This is a genomic window from Vibrio ruber DSM 16370 (genome assembly GCF_900163965.1).
Taxonomy (GTDB): Bacteria; Pseudomonadota; Gammaproteobacteria; order Enterobacterales; family Vibrionaceae; genus Vibrio; species Vibrio ruber.
Genome location: NZ_FULE01000014.1, coordinates 168,902 through 185,975 on the forward strand (window position 1 = coordinate 168,902; position 17,074 = coordinate 185,975).

Consider the following 17,074-nt stretch of genomic DNA (forward strand, 5'->3'; position numbering starts at 1 on the left):
TTTCAAATTAAACAAATCGTGAATTTCCTGTCACTACAACAAGTGATTCACGATTTTATCAATATCCATCACCTAACTACCGTTTTTAGCGATTGATAAAATGGTTCCACAATCACTCGGTTTGTCAAAGCCAGAGCTACCTTTTATATGAATAATTTGTTAGCAACTCCCCACGAATATAGTGTTCCGTCCAATCTTTCTCTTCGGGCTCGATTTTTGTAAACAAACGAGTCGCAGCGACGGGTAATAACCAAGGGTCAATGGCTTCTCGATCAAGCCCAGAAAGGCGAAGGTATTCGTTAAGAAAAATCCGGGCAAAATACCGGCGATAGGCATTATGTAACCGATGATAAAGGGAAGAATTTTGCAACACAGGTGCCTGCACTGGGTGCTTCTGGATCAGCAGCGTGTGGACCACATCAGCGATCGGATGACCCACGGTTGCTTCCGCCCAGTCCAACACGACTGGCCCCGTTCGGGTGAAAATAAGATTCTCCTGATGCAAATCGTTGTGACACAGCCGGTTGGCTTGCGGGAGCTGATCAAACAACCGGACGATATGCGCGCTGCCCTCTTCTCCCAAACGAGCTTTCGTCTGCAAAATGGCAGTGCGCATCAGCGAACTCTGTTCGGTAAACCCTGACACATCAACAGCATTGATCTCTGCCTGTATCCGAGCGAGCTGTCTAGCGTAGGCGTGAATTCTGTACGGGGCTTTCGATAAAATATCAGTCATCGTCGGCCCCTGAATGTACTCCATAACCACACCAAACCGGTCTCCTTGCTGAATCACGTCATAGATATCCGGCACCCGGATGCCATAATCTTTTGCCCTGCGAGTCTGGGCGACTTCACGTTCAACCCGCTCACGGCTCACCGTCGGGTGAAAGAATTTCACCACCGTCCGGGCATCTGTCGACAACACAAGCTCCGTCTTCCCATGACTCAGCAGCAGTCGTGTCATCTATCCTCTCTTCAAAGCAGGTTGTGAATAGGGAGATAGACAGCAAACCCCACCCGCAGCACGTGATAGATTGATTTTTTGACATACCGTTTTCTCCGGCGCAAAAACTCATACTTTTGATAGAGCATCTGAATCATCGCAGACGCCAGCACATGTGCGCAGATATCATTTTTTCGATGCTGATATTCCGGCCGTATGATATCCAGAATCATCACATAACGTCGCAGATCAGTATGGTTCCAGGCCGTGTGCGTCTGTGCATCGCAAAACAACAGGGTCACACCTTCCTGCCAGCCCTTGATTTTATCCCTGACCTGAAAACCGCAGTCCGGCAGGGGTGCCGGAATTTTCAGCCCCATATGACAACGGATAACCGCATCGGTATCTCCCTGATGCGGATTGATGTTAGATTGCGGCTCTAAAATACTTAAAGAGGCCGAAGTGCAACCAGGCAAGGCCTTGAGCAACTTGATCGTCTCCGGGCACCGCTTGCAGTTATGACGATTTTTCAAACGCCAGAACATCAGCCCCATAGTTTTCCACTGCTGCGGAGGAAAAGCCATTGCATGGTTGATTTTATAGGGCTGCAACCGCTCCGGGTTCTCTTCTAACAGTTCGAAAAGCTCATCCCGGATGACCAACCAGTTCTCTTCCAGAATCTTCGTCCAGGGCTGATCTGCTTTGTCATAAAAAGAAGGGTGATCTCCGGTATAGCGACCACCAAAAATACTGTACCAAGGTTGGGTAGACCGACTAAACATTCACTTCCCCCCATTGAGATGCGGCTGCACCGCTACTGAAGAAATATCAACCATATGAATGTCGATATTCTCCTGTGGGTTTGATGACTTATCTGCAAGATAATCCCGCAATGTGTGTGCTATCAGTGCCAGCAACGGCGCTTGTTGCTCATGCACCAAACGATGTCCACCCGGCAGATAGCACAGCTCAAAATCTCCGGTCGAAAAATTCACCCACTGTCTGACACGTTTGGGGGACAAAATCGGATCGTCCAGACCGGCGATAATCTGAAGCGGCACCCCAACGGTACTATCCTGAGGCTGATAAGTTTCCAGCAGTTTAATATCCGCTCGCAGGAGTGTGATAGTGCGTGCCAAAATCAGGCGCCGGGTCGAGTGACGATCTGCACCTTCGTACTTTTCTAACACGGCATCAATGAACTGATCATCGGGCAAACCATGAATGTGCTCTGAGTCTCTCACCGCTGGCGCATTACACCCGGAGAGTATCATATGAACCGGCAACATACGCCCGTCCTGCGCCAGCGCAAGGCAGCTTTCAAATGCCATCAAGGCCCCCAAACTATGTCCATAAAAGGCGAAAGGCAGATCGGCTGGGGGATCAAAATGCGCCATCAAATCATCAATCAGTGCATGCATGTCGGTATACGGTGGCTCTTCACTGCGTTCATCTTTTCCCGGAGGCTGCACCCCGATCAACGCCACCCCGGGCGGCAACTCAGCGTTCCAAGCTTGGTACACCAAAGCACCGGAGCCAGTATAAGGAAAGCAATACAGGACAATTTGTGTATCCGGGGTAATCGGTTTGAAGACCCGGAACCACTTCCCCTGAGCCTGAGTCACTGCCGCAATCGGTAATGGCAGTGTTGGAGCCGGAGCCGGAGCCGCCTGCGGTTTCATCGTAGCCTCATTCGGCACATCATCCCTGGTATCTTCTGTCATGGCTGTCTGCGGGTGTTTGGTCTGGTACACCAGCTCAAACAAATAGTCTGTCACGGCATTGATATGTGGATAATTATAGGCCAGTGTGTTCGGCAATTTGACTTGAAAATACTGCTCCAACTTGGTGGCAAATAAAATCGCCATCAACGAATCCATTCCCAAAAAATTAAACCGCTGATCACCGGGAATGTCATCCACCGATTCAATCAACATCACTGAACGCAATTCCATTACCACGATTTGTTTGATCTGTGCCCTAGCCTCTGCCGGGCCTGCCCCAACAATCGGCTGCAAATGCTCCTGTGTCACCGCCGCATCAGCGAGGTGATGCACCCCGACCACTTGTTCAAACAAAGAGGGTTGCAGGGTGAAGTCGATAAACGATTGATACTGCTGCCAGTCAATCTGACCAATCAGCGACAGCGCACGCCCGGTCACCATTGCCTCCTCCATCACATGCAATGCATCAGTCGGTGGCATCAGCGTAAATCCCATTTTGCCCAATATTTGGGCTTCTTCCGGTTTCGCACTCATCCCGACTTCTGCCCACGGGCCCCAATCCAGGCTCAGGGCCGGTAGCCCGATGCCCTGCCGGTATAAACTCACTGCATCCAAAAAGAAGTTCGCGGCTGTGTAGTGACTCAGGTTCACCGATCCCCATAAGGCAGAGACCGATGAATATAAGAGGAAACAATCCAAATCCATCGACAAACTGAGTTGATGCAGTTGCCATGTAGCTGCAATTTTGGTCTGCAAGGTATCGAAGAATGCCTCCGGATCCAAGTCAATGATTTTATCAAACCAGTTCACCCCCGCGGCATGAATCAAGCCACGTACCGGAATGTCTCTCTCTGCCAACGACTGCACCAATCCAGTCAGCGCACCGGGGTTCCGGACATCCAGACTTACCACCTCAACGATCACCTGTTGCGCCCGCAGAACTTGTAGCTGTTGTACCTGTGTCAATACCGGATCCCTGTCCGTCAGTGTCACCCACTGTTCCTCCGGCGGGAGTGACTGACGACTGATTAGAATTAGGTGCCTCGCGCCTTTATCGATCACCCATTGCGCGGTTTTCAGCCCCAATCCGCCTAGTCCGCCGGTGATCACAAACACCCCGTCATCACGAAAGGTCACAGTTTCTGAAGGCTGCGACGGTGCGGACACCGGCGCCAATTGCTCAACATATTGATCCCCTTGCCTGAATACCACGCAATGTTCAGAGCCGGGATGCAGTATCTTCGCCATCAATCCGGCAGCATTCGTATCAGCACTGGTACCGGCATCAAGATCAATCATACCCCCGCGCCATTCAGGATGTTCGAGATACAAGGTTTTGGCGAAGCCCCAAATCGGGGCTGCGCTCAGATTCACCTGTTCGGCGGCATCTGACATGAGCTGTTGCGACATTCGGGTCACCACCCACACCGGAGGTGTGATTGCAACCTGACGGAGCGCTTTCAGCAAGACTATCAAGCCGCCCAATGACGTTCTCAGTGCTTGATCCATCTCTGGTAATGCAAGTTGATCCGGGGCTATGAGGGTATCCTCATCCGATAAGTAAACCACTTTCCAGGCTTCAATATCTGCCCGGCTTCTGCTGGTGAGAATATGATTCAGGGTGACAAAGGCATCAGCCGTCTCCGCCTGCGGTAACAGGCAGGCATCACAGGCGTGACGATCCGCGCCGTCGGTCGAAAGCCAGAAGACCTGATGCCCGCGCGCCCTGATTTGCGCACTAAGAGATTGTAAGATGGCCGAATCCGGCCCGACCAACAACCAAGAGAGCCGGGTTCTCAAATCCACCACGTCCTCAGGATGCGGCACGGGTTGCCGTTTGACCCACACCAAATCGTACCGGGCTGGCTGTACGGGTCTCCCGGCTGACGCTGAAGCGTCGGACGAGATGGGTAAGTGTCTGCCATAAATCGGCCCGGCAAAGGCTGCGATGTTTTCCGGTTCGAGCCCTTTAAGCCAATAACGCTGGTGATCAAAAACCAGACCGGGAATCTGATCCGGTTTTTGCTCGCCGGCAAGCAGTGATTGCCAGATGAGATCCACACCCTGTTCGTAAAGCCGCCCGGCACTCTCAAGAAAATGAGCACGCTCGGTTTTACCGCCTTTTGGCGGACTCAAAGAACGCAGTAACACCAGATCCGGTTGTGTCAGACATTCCCGGACTGCCACTAAAGTGCCGGTACCCGGTCCAATTTCCAGAAAGTTGCTGACGTTGTCCTGCGCCAGATGTCCGACTGCATCAGAGAACAGCACCGTCTCGCGCATATGCCGCACCCAGTGGGCAGCAGTCGGGGCTTCCGTCATCCGAGTTGCCGTGGTTGAAGATATCCAATATTTGACCGGTGGAAGAAACGTAAACTGACTGGCATACGCGTTAAAGGCCGCCAGAACAGGATCCAGCAAATGACAGTGATACGCATACGGTACCGGCAAAGGTTGCACCTGTACTCCTCTGTCGGAAAATTGCTGTGCGACCTGCCGGACAGCAGCCTCCGGCCCGGCAATCACGGTTTTACCCGGACTGTTGACCACCGCAATCTGCACCGGGGCATCCCCCAATGCTGCTGCCACTTCAGCCTTGCCTGCAAACAGAGTCACCATGGTGCCCGGTGCGGCAAGCTTCACCACCAGTTCTGCACGTTTTTTCAGCAGCCTGACCCCGGTTTCCGGTGAAAAACATCCTGCCAGACACGCCGCTGTATACTCTCCTAAACTATGTCCCAGTAGTCGGTACGGCATGACTCCACACGCCTGCCAGGCAATTCCCAACGCGTATTGAATCGCGAATAAAACAACCGGCTGATAGCATTGCGCAACCACATTATCTGCCGGCGTATCGAAAGCCAGCGTTTGTAATGACAAGCTCTGTGCGTGTCGGTCCTGATGCTCCCCGAGGAGTGTCTGTCCCGGTAAGCTCGCCTCTGCCCATGCTTTGGCGCAGCGGTCAAAAGCCTGACGGAAAACAGTCAGTGTCTGATACAGCGTTTCTCCCATGTGTAGGTATTGTCCGCCTTGCCCGCTGAACAGAAAACACACACGCGCCGACATGTCCGCCGGGACGGTGACCTTACTCTGCCGACTGACGAACTGTGCCAGTTGCGCTTGCAAACCCGAGTGACTGTCAGCCACAAAGGCTTTCCTGTATCTGAGGTGCGTGCGGCACTGAGCCTGCGTTGTGGTGAGATCCGCCAGAGAAATCAGCGGTGGTGTCTCCAGAAATTCCGACCAGCAACGGGCCTGATTCAGGAGCCCGCCAGCGCTGTGATGGGAAAGCACAAACAACTGTTCTGTCCCTTCATGGCATATATCTTCATAGAACGCCCCGTCACGGGAAGCCCGTTTATAATCTGCGAAAAATGACATTTCCCCCGTTTCGGCCGTCTGAACACCTGTAACGGGTTCCGGTGCGGCCAGAATAGCATGCGCCAGAGAGCCGCCAAACCCAAACGAACTCACCGCTGCCACTTTGTGCCGATCCTCCCACGGGCGCGCCTCAACAGGGATCATCAAGCGGCTGTGTTCAAGGTGAATCCGTGGATTCAATTGTGAAAAATGAACCTGAGGCGGGATGATATGTCGGTTGAGCATCAACACCACTTTAATAACTCCGGCAATTCCGGCAGCCGATTCAAGGTGCCCGATATTCGCTTTCACAGAACCGACATAACAAGGGGCACCACCCGGGCCGCCATACAGATCCACGAGCTGTTCCATCTCCACCGGATCACCGGTAGGAGTGCCTGTTCCGTGCGCTTCAATAAAACGAACTTCCGAACCGGTCAATCCGGCCTGTTGCAGGGTTTTACGGATCAGGCGGTGCTGGGCCGTGCCATTAGGAAAAGTCATACCGGCACTTTGCCCGTCCTGTGCGGCTACACAACCCTTAACCTCTGCCAGAATTCGATCTCCGTCACGCATCGCAGCGCTGCGGCGTTTCAGCATCACCAGACCACACCCTTCAGCCCGGACATACCCGTCCGCACTGGCATCAAAGGCTTTACACCGTCCCTTGGGGGACATCATCCCAAACTGAGACAAGGTTACGGTGGTCCCCGGAGAAATAATCGCGTTAACCCCCCCGACAATCGCCTGTTCGCATTCACCGTCACGGATGGCTTTCAAACCATAATTAAAAGCCGTCAGAGAGGAAGAACACGCCGTATCAATGGCCACACTCGGCCCTTTGAGATCATAAAAATAAGACAATCGATTGGCGGCAATACTGTTGGCATTCCCCAAGCCGGAATACGCATTAAACCCTTCCAGCGTTTCAGACAATTTGATTTTCAGATAGAGATAGTCATTGTTCGCAATGCCAATAAAAACCCCCGTATCGGAATGCTTTAAGTCGGCTTTGGTCACACCGGCGTGTTCCAGCAGTCGCCAAGAGGTTTCCAGTAACATTCGCTGCTGCGGATCGACTTCTGCCGCTTCATAGGGCGAGATACCAAATAAAGCCGGATCAAATTGATCAATGTGATCCGTCAATCCGGCCCAGCGGGTATTCATTTTTCCCGGCACTGCAACTTGAGGGTCAAAGAAAATACTGTTGTCCCAACGGGTTGCGGGAACTTTGGTAATCCCGTCCCGACCTTCACACAACATCTGCCAGAACTGCTCCAGTGTCTCGACGCCACCGGGGAAACGGCAGGCCATGCCCACAATCACCACCGCATCATCGGCCTCTGACGTGGCTGATGATGCAGATACCTTGCCCACCGGCACTTCAGGACTCGAATAGAGTGTTTTCAGTTCCCCGGAAAGATACAAAGCCATGCAGCGGTTTCTGGCCAATTTATGATTCGGAGTTTTCGGCATCAGACCTGCGGCAATCAGGTGGATAGCCTGCGCCTGAATCCCGAAGTTGTCAGACAAATTCGCCTGCATGGTTTGGACAATGGCCGGGTACTGATGTCTGGGTGTATGCCGCTGGATTTCCTGAAAAATCACCAACTGTTCATGTCCATTCACCACATGGCCGACACAAGCGGTTTTGTCGTCACTGCGGAGACTGTCATGATCAAATTTAGCGACCATTTCCAGATCTTCTGCATGATAACTGACGCCCCGGAGAATCACCGTTTCTTTCAAACGCCCGGTGATATAAAGACATCCGTTGACCAACAATCCCAAATCCCCGGTATGCAGGGCTGTCACCCCGCCGGGAAGTTGCCCTGAGTCCGACTGATAGTAACCGGAGAAGATGGAAGGCGACCGGACGATAATCTCCCCTTCCTGCCCCGGCGGTAGCTCGGTGCCAGAAGCGGGATCGCAGATACCAATGTCCTGTTGCAGAGCACTGAGCGGATAAGGCGTTAAACGCCACTGCACACTGCCTGCTGATTTATCCATGATGTAAGGCTCCAATGCAGCCAGACTCAACATCCCGCCGGCAACCAGTAACGTGGCCTCCGCCAGACCATAAACCGGATAAATGGCGCTGGCCTGAATCCCGACTGCCTGAAATCGCTCGACAAAAGCGGTCAGTTGCCCGACATCCACAGTCTCGGAGCCGACATACAAATACTTGAGACAACTGAGATCCCATTGGGGATCGGGCGTCGTGACCCGGCGCAAACAGTCGTCAATCGCAAACGCAGGCACCGCCGCCAGATTCCCCCGGTAGCGGTGAACGGCCGCAAGCCAAACGTCAGGTGCCGCCAGAAAAGACGCCGGCGGCAGAAAGTACCCCTGACCCGATTCATTAAGCACCGTAAACAAATGCCCGACCAGCCCCATATCGTGATGCAGGGGCAACCAGCCCACCATCCGCACCCGTTCCTGACGCTGAAACGTACCGCCCATCGCATCCAGATTCGCCAGCACCTGTGTGTGGGTCAGGCACACACCTTTCGGCTGACTGGTGGAGCCGGACGTGTACTGAATATAGGCAATATCCTGTGGCGAGACTTCCGGCAGGACAAGCGGTTCTGATGAATCGGAGTCCGCCTCCGGCGCAATCAGCGATGTCACACACAGTATGTTGAGTGGCAAATCCGCAAAACACATCTGTGCCAGCGCCTGTTGCTCTACCGGCAGTAACAGGATTGTGGCATCCCCGGCCTGCACAATCGCCCGGATACGGCCAATAGTCTGCTTGTCGTTTTGATGGCGAAACGCCGGTAAGGGAGCTGGGACACATCCGGCCAACAGGCAGGCAAAAAAACCAATCACAAACTGACATTGATCTTCAATCGCGATTAGCACAACATCACCGGGGTTCGTCCTGTGGCGCATCTGGCGCGCCGCTGCCAGACAACGAGTTTTCAGGTCGATGTAGGTGAGCAATTCCCGGCGTTGGCCAGTGTGATCCAAAAAAATCAACGCATAGTCGTTCATCCGCTCTTCCGGATGACAGGTCACCAAGTCCTGTACACACTGACGCATTTCCGATTTCCATTGCATTCTGTTTATCTCCGTTTATTCTTGTAGTGCGGGCTCACACTTGCCGGGGTGTCGCTCCCGCATTGCCCCGCCGGGCCGGTTCAGATCAGAGCCAATTGACTCCGGATCGCCTGTCCGTTATGACCTTCCCCGGTCAGTACCACACAGGTTGCCCCAGTGGGGACAGGCATTATCCCTTTGTCAATGTCACTGTCTGCAATCGGCAGCGGTTTCTGGGGCGCTGGTTCGAGCACTGTCAGGGATAAGGTCTTGAGGTTGGCGGTGATCCAGTGCAACGTGCCCGATTCGTTATCAAAATACAAAATCATAGGGTGCACGGTATCGTTCTCCTTACTGAGGTAATAAACGTCTTTTTTATAGCCGGGCTGGTAAATCGTTAAGGTGGCCGCCCCCGGACCGAAATCAAGCTCAGCGGCTTGCCAGTCACTTGGGGTGAAGTCATGCACAATCTGCGTCAGCTCAGGATCTGCATATTTCAAATACATCAGCGAAACAGGCGTGACGGTAACCGGAAACACAGCTGTATCAGGATGCTGAAACCCATTGACAGTTAAAGTGTAATTGATCCCCGCGGGCATAAATTGCGCATTACGATTGCCGATGTTATACACCGATGTCAGATCCGAACCCGGCACGACAACATAAGGTGCCTGCACATTGGCAATGGCATTTCCCAGCCATTGCAGGCTGTTGCCATCGTCATAACGCACCCGCCAGTCAAGCGTCAGGCTTTCATCCGGCCCCACCGATGCAGAAGCCGGCGACGAATTCAGAATCATCGGAGCGACTTGCGTCAGAGCGACGGTTTCCGGTTCAGACTGATTGCCACCGGCCCACGCCGTAACGGTATAAACCCTCTGCGGCGTAGTATCGGAGCCGATCCCAGCGGGCGTACTGCCTGAATAAGGTGGAGTGACAAATGTCTCTTCCCCGCTCCCCTCCGGAAAACCGGAGATCACCACTTTGGTACTCGCCTCACTTTGGTAGTAGAGCCGTGAAGTTTGATTTAGCCCGACAATCAAGGGGTCAAACCAAGCAATCACCCCCAGCGTCTTGGGCTTTTTGGTGACCATCAGTTGCTGCGTGCCACTCTCCGTCCCGATAAAATAACTGGCTGTCACCTGCACAGTACCGGGCGTGCTGTTCACCGGCATGTCTGAAAAAATCACATCAATGGCATCCCCGCCGGCCAGCTCCGTGGTTTGTGTAGGAGAAATGATGAATTGACCGTTGACAAAACTGCAGGTAAACACGCCCGGCGCCGGCTGTCCCTGAAACGTCGGTGACGTATTGACCAAATCCTCCGCTGAACTACCGGTCGGAAAAGTCACCACAATGGAATCGGGAACCCGGCCTGCGTGAAACGTGATGGACTCAGTCAGTGACGTATTCTCGGCAACCAGCTTCAAGGTGCCGGAGGCATTGGCAAAAACCATATCCGGTACAAAACTAAATCGAATGATGTCACTCATGATGACGATTCTCCCTGTGCATGTTCCTGTGATTGATGTGATACAGCGGCTTACCTGCGGCGGGCACCCCGGCCTGCGTCAACACGAGCGAGCTATGATTTTTGCTTAAAATTAGCCAGCCGTAACCAGCCTTCAATGAGATTTAACGGCGTCGGATTCAGGCTCGCCTGTGGCACGCTGTTGGTAATGGCCTGATTGGGTTGCCAGTTGGTGACATCTTGTCGGGCCACCCACGACCAGTTGCCCCGCACCTCAGACGGTGTCGGCATCTGAATTTGTTGTGGATCCAGTAACAGCGGGCCGGTTCTGAAGGTGGCACTTAAATTATCCATCGCCTGTGTGACCGGGCCGGTGGGCAAAGTCACACTGCTGCCCGGCAGGCTGCCCGGTGTCAGGGTGAGATCGCCGAACGGATCCATCAGCAGCGTGAGTTTTACGGTCTGCTGCTGTACGGACAGGGATACGACATGATCGGTCATCACATACCCGGAGGATGGTGTGGTCGGGACGCTGACCATGGCCTTCATCTGCTCGGCTTTGGGCATAACCCGGCTCTGCCTGAGCTGCTGTTGCAGTACCTGCGTTTGGCTGTTATTCCCGTAAACCGCATAAAAAGTGTCGTAGTCATCCGCCACGAAATAGCCCATCACGCCATTTTTGTTAAGTTGGCTGTCCCCGATACGTACCTGAAAATCAGTGGCAACAAACGGCGGTTGCGTAAGCTTGAACGTGCCATCGTCATTGTAATGCGCACCAGTCTGATACCAGCCCTGACTGAAGGCCGGGTCCCCAGCTAAGTCAAGCACAACTTCAGCCCGGACCACCGCCAGCGGACGTCCGAGCAGGATCGCCAGATTACCCTGATTAGCTGTAAGCAGGTTATTCAGCCAAAGCGAGGTATCGATCGCACTCATCAGATCCGCGTAGCTCTGTACCCCCGACTCGGTCACGCCGGTTTTGAGCAAGGCATTGATCATGGCTTGCAAATGGACATTGCCGATTACCGGATCAGCCCCCAACTGAGCGTTGGTCCCCGGCGCTGCATCCCAGCGAATGGTGAGAGAACTTTCCGCCTGTTCTTGCGTCTCACGCCTGATTTTGATCACCTCCCCCAAGCTTTGACCCGAGGCATCAAACACCATCAATGCATCATCTAAGTGGTTGGCCATCACCCACCCGCAAATCGGGCTGGTACTGTCCGATGAATTGCTTGCAATGGTGTCATCATCCCGTTGCAACAAACGGGTGAACATCATGGCATTTTGTGAAAAACGGGGCGGGAGCTGCCCGTAAGTCGAAGTCTCACCACGATAGTTTGGACTGTTGGTCTGCATGCTGTCAGACCAGGTGATGTCATTGATGGGGTCATGGTCACTGAGCAAACTGCTTTTGCCCGGCAGAACCTGCCCAAACGAATCAATCAAACGCAAATCCATCACCTGAAAATGCCCGGCGCGAACCGGAAAATCCGGGACACTCGTTTGGGTCGTTGTGCCGGTCTGCGGTGCAAAATAAGCAGTTCCGTCCAGCAATTTACTAATGGCTGCATCTTCCGGGGTGTTTTTCATCGTCGCCAGTAACGTATTCAACTGTTCCGTCAGTCCGGACATAGATTGCGTGACCAAATCCATGTATTGAATATTGTTCGACACCCAAGTCAGGTTCTGCACAATGAACGCTGGCAATTGGTCATAGTTAGAATCCGCCTGAAACGCAGCAAACTGCGCCTGCATGTTATAGGTCGTTTTCAGGTTCAGCGTCGCCCGCCCTTCAAACAAGATCCCCGTGTTGGGTTCGAGGGTCGAGCCAGTCCATTGATAATCATGATCGCCAAGTTGCCAGTGTTGCAGGGCATCGGCACCTGTCTGCGTATCCGGAATCCAGCGCACTTGCCAATCCATATAAATCGGTGTCCACGGATTGCGATCCGGCCGATAAGCCACCCCGATCGGATCCGGTAGCAACCCCTCGAAACCGCAGGCTTGCGTGAGTGCTTCGGTTGGCGGTTGGTGCTCAAACTGAGTCCAGCAGACAGTCTGCTGCATCTGTATTTTTTCAATCAGCGTTGCCAATTGATCATCTTGCGGTGGCTTGCCTGCTTTTTCGAAATAAATATGCGCAAGGATCGGGGCAAAGCTGGTATCCAGCAGTAGCATTTCAACCCACAAGTTCAGCACTTCTTTCGGTATGGCGTTCCATCCCGGTAACGTCACCTGATTGAGCACATCCTGCCAAGTGATTTGAATCGCGGCATCCTGCACCGCCTGAAACGTCACCAGAATCGCGGTCACGGTTTGACCGGTAACCCGAACCGGCAATAAGTCGGACTGCCCGGAGTCGGACCTATTGTAAGACGGAGGCAGGATTTTGGTGTCCATCTCCGCCCCGCTGAGCAAAACCACCGGATCCGCCGGTGATGCAATCGGGTCGAGATCAACCGCTTTTAACTCATACTGATCGCCAACGCTCGTGGTTAATTCTGCCGAGAGTTGCTGTACGTTCATCTGCTCTTGTGACAGTTGCGTCTCATTGGCAGTCAGCTCCCCTGAGATCGCCTCAATACTTTGAGTGACTTTTTGACTGAGCGTCTCATAAGCCTCCGGACTGATGGTGCGCCGGTTATAGGTTAAAAATTCCTGCTTCATGGCCAGGGCATACAGTTCCTGCCGCCGGCTCGCCATAGCTTGACTGAGTGTGTTGAGCCGGTCCTGCTGCTGATTGAGTTGGATCAGCAGTTGTGTCTGGGAGTCGCTGAGCGCAACCGACTGTTGCCCGGCATAACTCGGCTCCGACGCTGTACCGATTCCGCTTTGTGTTGGCCGGGCTACCACCCAGGTCTGTCCCCGGTACTGCTTATCGAACTTGGCATTATGAATCATGTTCTCCGCCCATTGCGGATCAGTTTGCATGTCAAACAATAAGCCGCGCTGAAACGCCTCCAGCGTCAGGGCAAGGCCGGGAATGTCCTCAGGGGTGATCCCGGATCCGGCGACCGTCGCCGCCTGAGTCGCCATGTAGGTGGACAGGGCCGATTCCGGAGTATTGGCAATGGTGATCGAAGGCAGTTTTTTCTGACCGTCACCGCCAATCGGTGCCCCCGTCCCATAAGAGGTGTGGACGCCGCGCCATTGCACAGTCGCCACCATGGAGTGATACACAGACTGGGTTGGAAAATCAGGTGCGTCGCCATGACGCCCGTTGGCCTGCTGCCAAGTGTGCCACGCTTCAATCATCGCTTTGGCCTGTGGTGCTAAGTTCAGTGCATCCGGATTCCAGTCCTCGGAGAGCCCGAATAACGTTTGCCAATCGAGCCAGTCCTGCTCTGCCTGATCCACATCTTCACAGGTCCATTGAAACTGTTGTTCCAGCATACTCAGCCAGTCCGTCCCTGAAGTAGCAGGCAGGTCAAACAAGGGATCGGAGGAGGGATCGGCATACCAGCCAATCACCGAATACAGGTAGGTTTGTGTCTCATCAGGCAAGACATCATGCAACGCGAACACGTTGCGAACATTGTCATAGGCCACCGACCAGGTCACATCTCCCGGACCAATCGCCTGAAGATCGACGGTGCCGTTATTTTCACCGTCAAAGTCGGCCAGCGCTACCTGCATCCCGATCTCACGCACCCCAAGGTTTGTGTCCTGATAATACGGGTATTGGTTGATGTCACTCAGATCACCGCTGACCGCTGTCAGGCTGTCCCCCTGAACCACCGTCGGGACTGCACTCAGGCTTTGGGCATCCGCATTCACGCTCAGACGAGTGATCAGCCAGCGGTTGGGTGCCGAGGGAAAATCCACCGGGGCGCCTGCTTTCACCTGCTGAGTCCCCTGACGCAGGCTATTGGGCAAGGTCCACATCAGGTGAGCCCCGACCGGAGGACAGCTTGCATCGGCAAAAGGCGCTGGCTGTGCAGATGTGCCAAATGACCACATTGCATAATAGTTATTTTTCAGGTCAGCCCAGGTCGATGCCGCATTCACGTCACCTTGACCAATCAATAGCACGTCTGTCGGTAATGGCACCAGAACGGAGGGTCCATTCCAGACCGGAGATAAGTTACTCATGACTGTCCGTACTCCCGGTTGTCGTTGAAGGACGACAGGGCGGAAAGTTGTCCGCAGTGTCATAGGATTGCTTTTGCGCGGTTTTCGTCAGCTGGATAGCAAAACCGCCGGCGGTCAGCACATTGTCTTTCAGCGCCCCGTCGGGCAAAGTCGTTTTGATATTGTTGACCAGCCCGGTGATATCCACCACGCGTCCCGGTTGTTCAGTGCCTGCCCGGTAGGCCCCGTAACCGCGCAGTTTCTCCCCCTGCCGGTTTTGAATTTGCTCGCCCGCAGGATAACCGCCCTCGCCCAGTCCACGCAGAAATAGATGGAAATCACTGCCGTTCCGAGGTGGATCATTAGGAAACAAGCCAAGCTGTAAGCCTTCTCCCGGTTGGATCAATTCAACCTGATCAGGCACACCATCAAACAAGCACAACAGGACGTTCGGGGATAACGTGTCCATACGCAGGATCGGCAGCAACGTGCCATTGCTCAGCGGCTGAACCTCCAGTCCGGGGAAATCAGCCACCACCTGAGAGCGAAAAATCAAGCCGGTGATCGGCCCACCCGATACCGTCGGAGGCGCCTGCGTCACACCGCGTAACGTGGAGCGTAGCATCACTTGCGCCTGATCAACCTGTTGATAAATGTCTTTGAAAAAGGCGAGATTGAAGACCGCATCCTGAGTGGATAACACCCCCACACTCATCGCGCCATCAATCAAGCGATCAAGCCAGTTTCGGTCAAGGTAGAAAAAACGCATCGATTCGGTGGGCAGCAACCGGATATCCGGCACCATGTAGTCCACCGGCACCCCGTATAACAGGGACAATTGCGCCAACTGTTGCTTAAGTGCCTCCGGCAGGATCGGTTTGGGTAACTCGCCGCTGTGCGCCTGTACGAGCGCCTGAGCAATGTCTGAATACACATCCGTGCGATTGGTGAGTGATTGCATGGTCTTGTTACCTCACTTTTTTATTCAGTGTGAACAATGGGTCTTCTCCCTGCTGATGCACCTTCGCCACCTCTTGCGTGCTCATCACACCGGGCACATGGTCCCCCAACACCTTTTGCTTGCGGGTTTTCATCATGTCCCAGTTCACCTTGTGAAACGTCTCGGCAAAGAAAGTCCGGGTTGCACTTTGTAAAGTTGCGGCATCGGCTGACCCCATCGCGGACTGTAAAGTTGTAGCCGTCGCGGAGACTTGTCTTTGCTTAGCCTGATCGACAATCAGCCGCAGATAATCCGCCCGCCAGTTAAAGATGCTCCGGGCAAATGTGCCGTCCGATAAGGCCAGCAACCGACCGATTTGCCACGCGCTGCTATAGGCATGATTAAAGATTCCGGTATCCGGGTCATAGTGAATTGCATGATCAGAATACAGATAAGGACCATAATTGCCTGCCGTGTCCGATAAATTCGACGCCCGCCGGGTCGGACTGGGCGTCAACGGCCCCCGATACCAGGCAGTTGCCTGTTCCCCGGCGCGCATTTGGTTTTGCAGGGCCACATAGCCGGTCTCCAGCGCTTCTTTAGCCACCGGATTGTTTTGGGTCTGCCCGGTCACAGTCATTTGCATCAGCGACACCCCACCGTTTCCTGCCTGACACAAGGCCTCCATCATGTTCAGAAACTCATTGTCAAAGTTGGTAGTGGTGAATTCCCATCCGCCCAGCAACACCAACCGGATCGTGTCGTAGTCGCCTGTAATCGTGTCACCGTTGAGATGCGCTTCATGGCCTTCAAACGACACCAGCATGATCTGGTTAGTTTGTCCGATGCCCGGGAGCCTGTTACCCACACACAAAGAAAAGCACCCATCTGCATCCATATTCAAAATCACTTTACCATCGGTGTTGACCGCACGAGCATGGGATAAGTACTGCAATTCCGTCAGTTGTGGGGCGATGGCCTGAAAGAAAGTCAGCGACATATCCACGACTCTGACTTTCGTTTCATCCCCGACAAAATCTGCCCCCAAATCCGGTGGAAGAATCTTCCCGCCGGGCGCAACCAGAGCGGCTGTTGTCACCGTGACCGGTTCAGACACCGGGGCCTGCGTGCCTGCAAAATCGGCCTGATGCAAAGTCAGCAACCCCAGCCATGGCGTGTTCTCATGGGCGGTAGTGTGATCCGGGTCGATGGCGCGGGACCACGGCAGGCTAAAATCATTGAAGACAATATTCGGCAGAAAGTTAGCGTAATTGCCCGTTTGATTGGCCGGCGGGAAAATCGAATGAATCCGGCTGGGATTCAACTGAAAACGCGGGCCATCGATGGTCAGCGCCTTTTGATTCTCATACACCGGAGCCTGATCGCCCACATTCGTGACGCTCTGGCTCGCCGTGACCGTGTACTGATCCGTTTTCAGCGGCGGCTGGATGGCGTCAAAAAACTGTATATCCCCGGCACCAACCGTTCCCGGAGTGTCAATCACATTGTTTGTCATAATCTTC

The 17,074-nt window shown here is 53.8% G+C and carries 7 protein-coding genes; all 7 read right to left on the reverse strand.

Translation table 11 applies throughout. The features are described 5' to 3' along the window. Window positions 1-136 precede the first annotated feature (136 nt). Window positions 137-964, reverse strand: a complete 828-nt coding sequence (locus tag VR7878_RS04955) for a phosphotransferase family protein (RefSeq protein ID WP_077333960.1) — start codon at window positions 962-964, stop codon at window positions 137-139. An 11-nt stretch (window positions 965-975) separates the two neighbouring features. Beyond that, the gene (locus VR7878_RS04960; RefSeq protein WP_077333962.1) at window positions 976-1,725 is read right to left on the reverse strand and encodes an aspartyl/asparaginyl beta-hydroxylase domain-containing protein; all 750 of its coding nucleotides are present in this window, start codon (window positions 1,723-1,725) and stop codon (window positions 976-978) included. Beyond that, window positions 1,726-9,090, reverse strand: a complete 7,365-nt coding sequence (locus VR7878_RS04965) for a type I polyketide synthase (RefSeq protein WP_077333964.1) — start codon at window positions 9,088-9,090, stop codon at window positions 1,726-1,728. Between the two features lie 80 nt (window positions 9,091-9,170). After that, window positions 9,171-10,562, reverse strand: coding sequence for a hypothetical protein (locus tag VR7878_RS04970; RefSeq protein ID WP_077333966.1), 1,392 nt, complete (start codon window positions 10,560-10,562; stop codon window positions 9,171-9,173). Between the two features lie 92 nt (window positions 10,563-10,654). Beyond that, window positions 10,655-14,632, reverse strand: coding sequence for a hypothetical protein (locus VR7878_RS04975; protein ID WP_077333968.1), 3,978 nt, complete (start codon window positions 14,630-14,632; stop codon window positions 10,655-10,657). After that, window positions 14,625-15,572: a hypothetical protein gene (locus VR7878_RS04980; RefSeq protein WP_077333970.1), complete on the reverse strand. Its 948-nt coding sequence runs from the start codon at window positions 15,570-15,572 to the stop codon at window positions 14,625-14,627. Before VR7878_RS04980 ends, VR7878_RS04975 begins: the two co-directional genes overlap by 8 nt. Window positions 15,573-15,579: 7 nt before the next feature. Continuing rightward, a complete protein-coding gene (locus tag VR7878_RS04985) occupies window positions 15,580-17,067 on the reverse strand; it encodes a hypothetical protein (RefSeq protein WP_077333972.1) in 1,488 nt (495 codons plus the stop codon). Window positions 17,068-17,074 lie beyond the last annotated feature (7 nt).

Excerpts from the sequence above, each read along its gene's own strand:
- VR7878_RS04965 (WP_077333964.1), bottom strand. The coding sequence starts at position 9,090 with ATGCAATGGAAATCGGAAATGCGTCAGTGTGTACAGGACTTGGTGACC.
- VR7878_RS04960 (WP_077333962.1), bottom strand. The coding sequence starts at position 1,725 with ATGTTTAGTCGGTCTACCCAACCTTGGTACAGTATTTTTGGTGGTCGC.
- VR7878_RS04985 (WP_077333972.1), bottom strand. The coding sequence starts at position 17,067 with ATGACAAACAATGTGATTGACACTCCGGGAACGGTTGGTGCCGGGGAT.
- VR7878_RS04975 (WP_077333968.1), bottom strand. The coding sequence starts at position 14,632 with ATGAGTAACTTATCTCCGGTCTGGAATGGACCCTCCGTTCTGGTGCCA.
- VR7878_RS04970 (WP_077333966.1), bottom strand. The coding sequence starts at position 10,562 with ATGAGTGACATCATTCGATTTAGTTTTGTACCGGATATGGTTTTTGCC.
- VR7878_RS04955 (WP_077333960.1), bottom strand. The coding sequence starts at position 964 with ATGACACGACTGCTGCTGAGTCATGGGAAGACGGAGCTTGTGTTGTCG.
- VR7878_RS04980 (WP_077333970.1), bottom strand. The coding sequence starts at position 15,572 with ATGCAATCACTCACCAATCGCACGGATGTGTATTCAGACATTGCTCAG.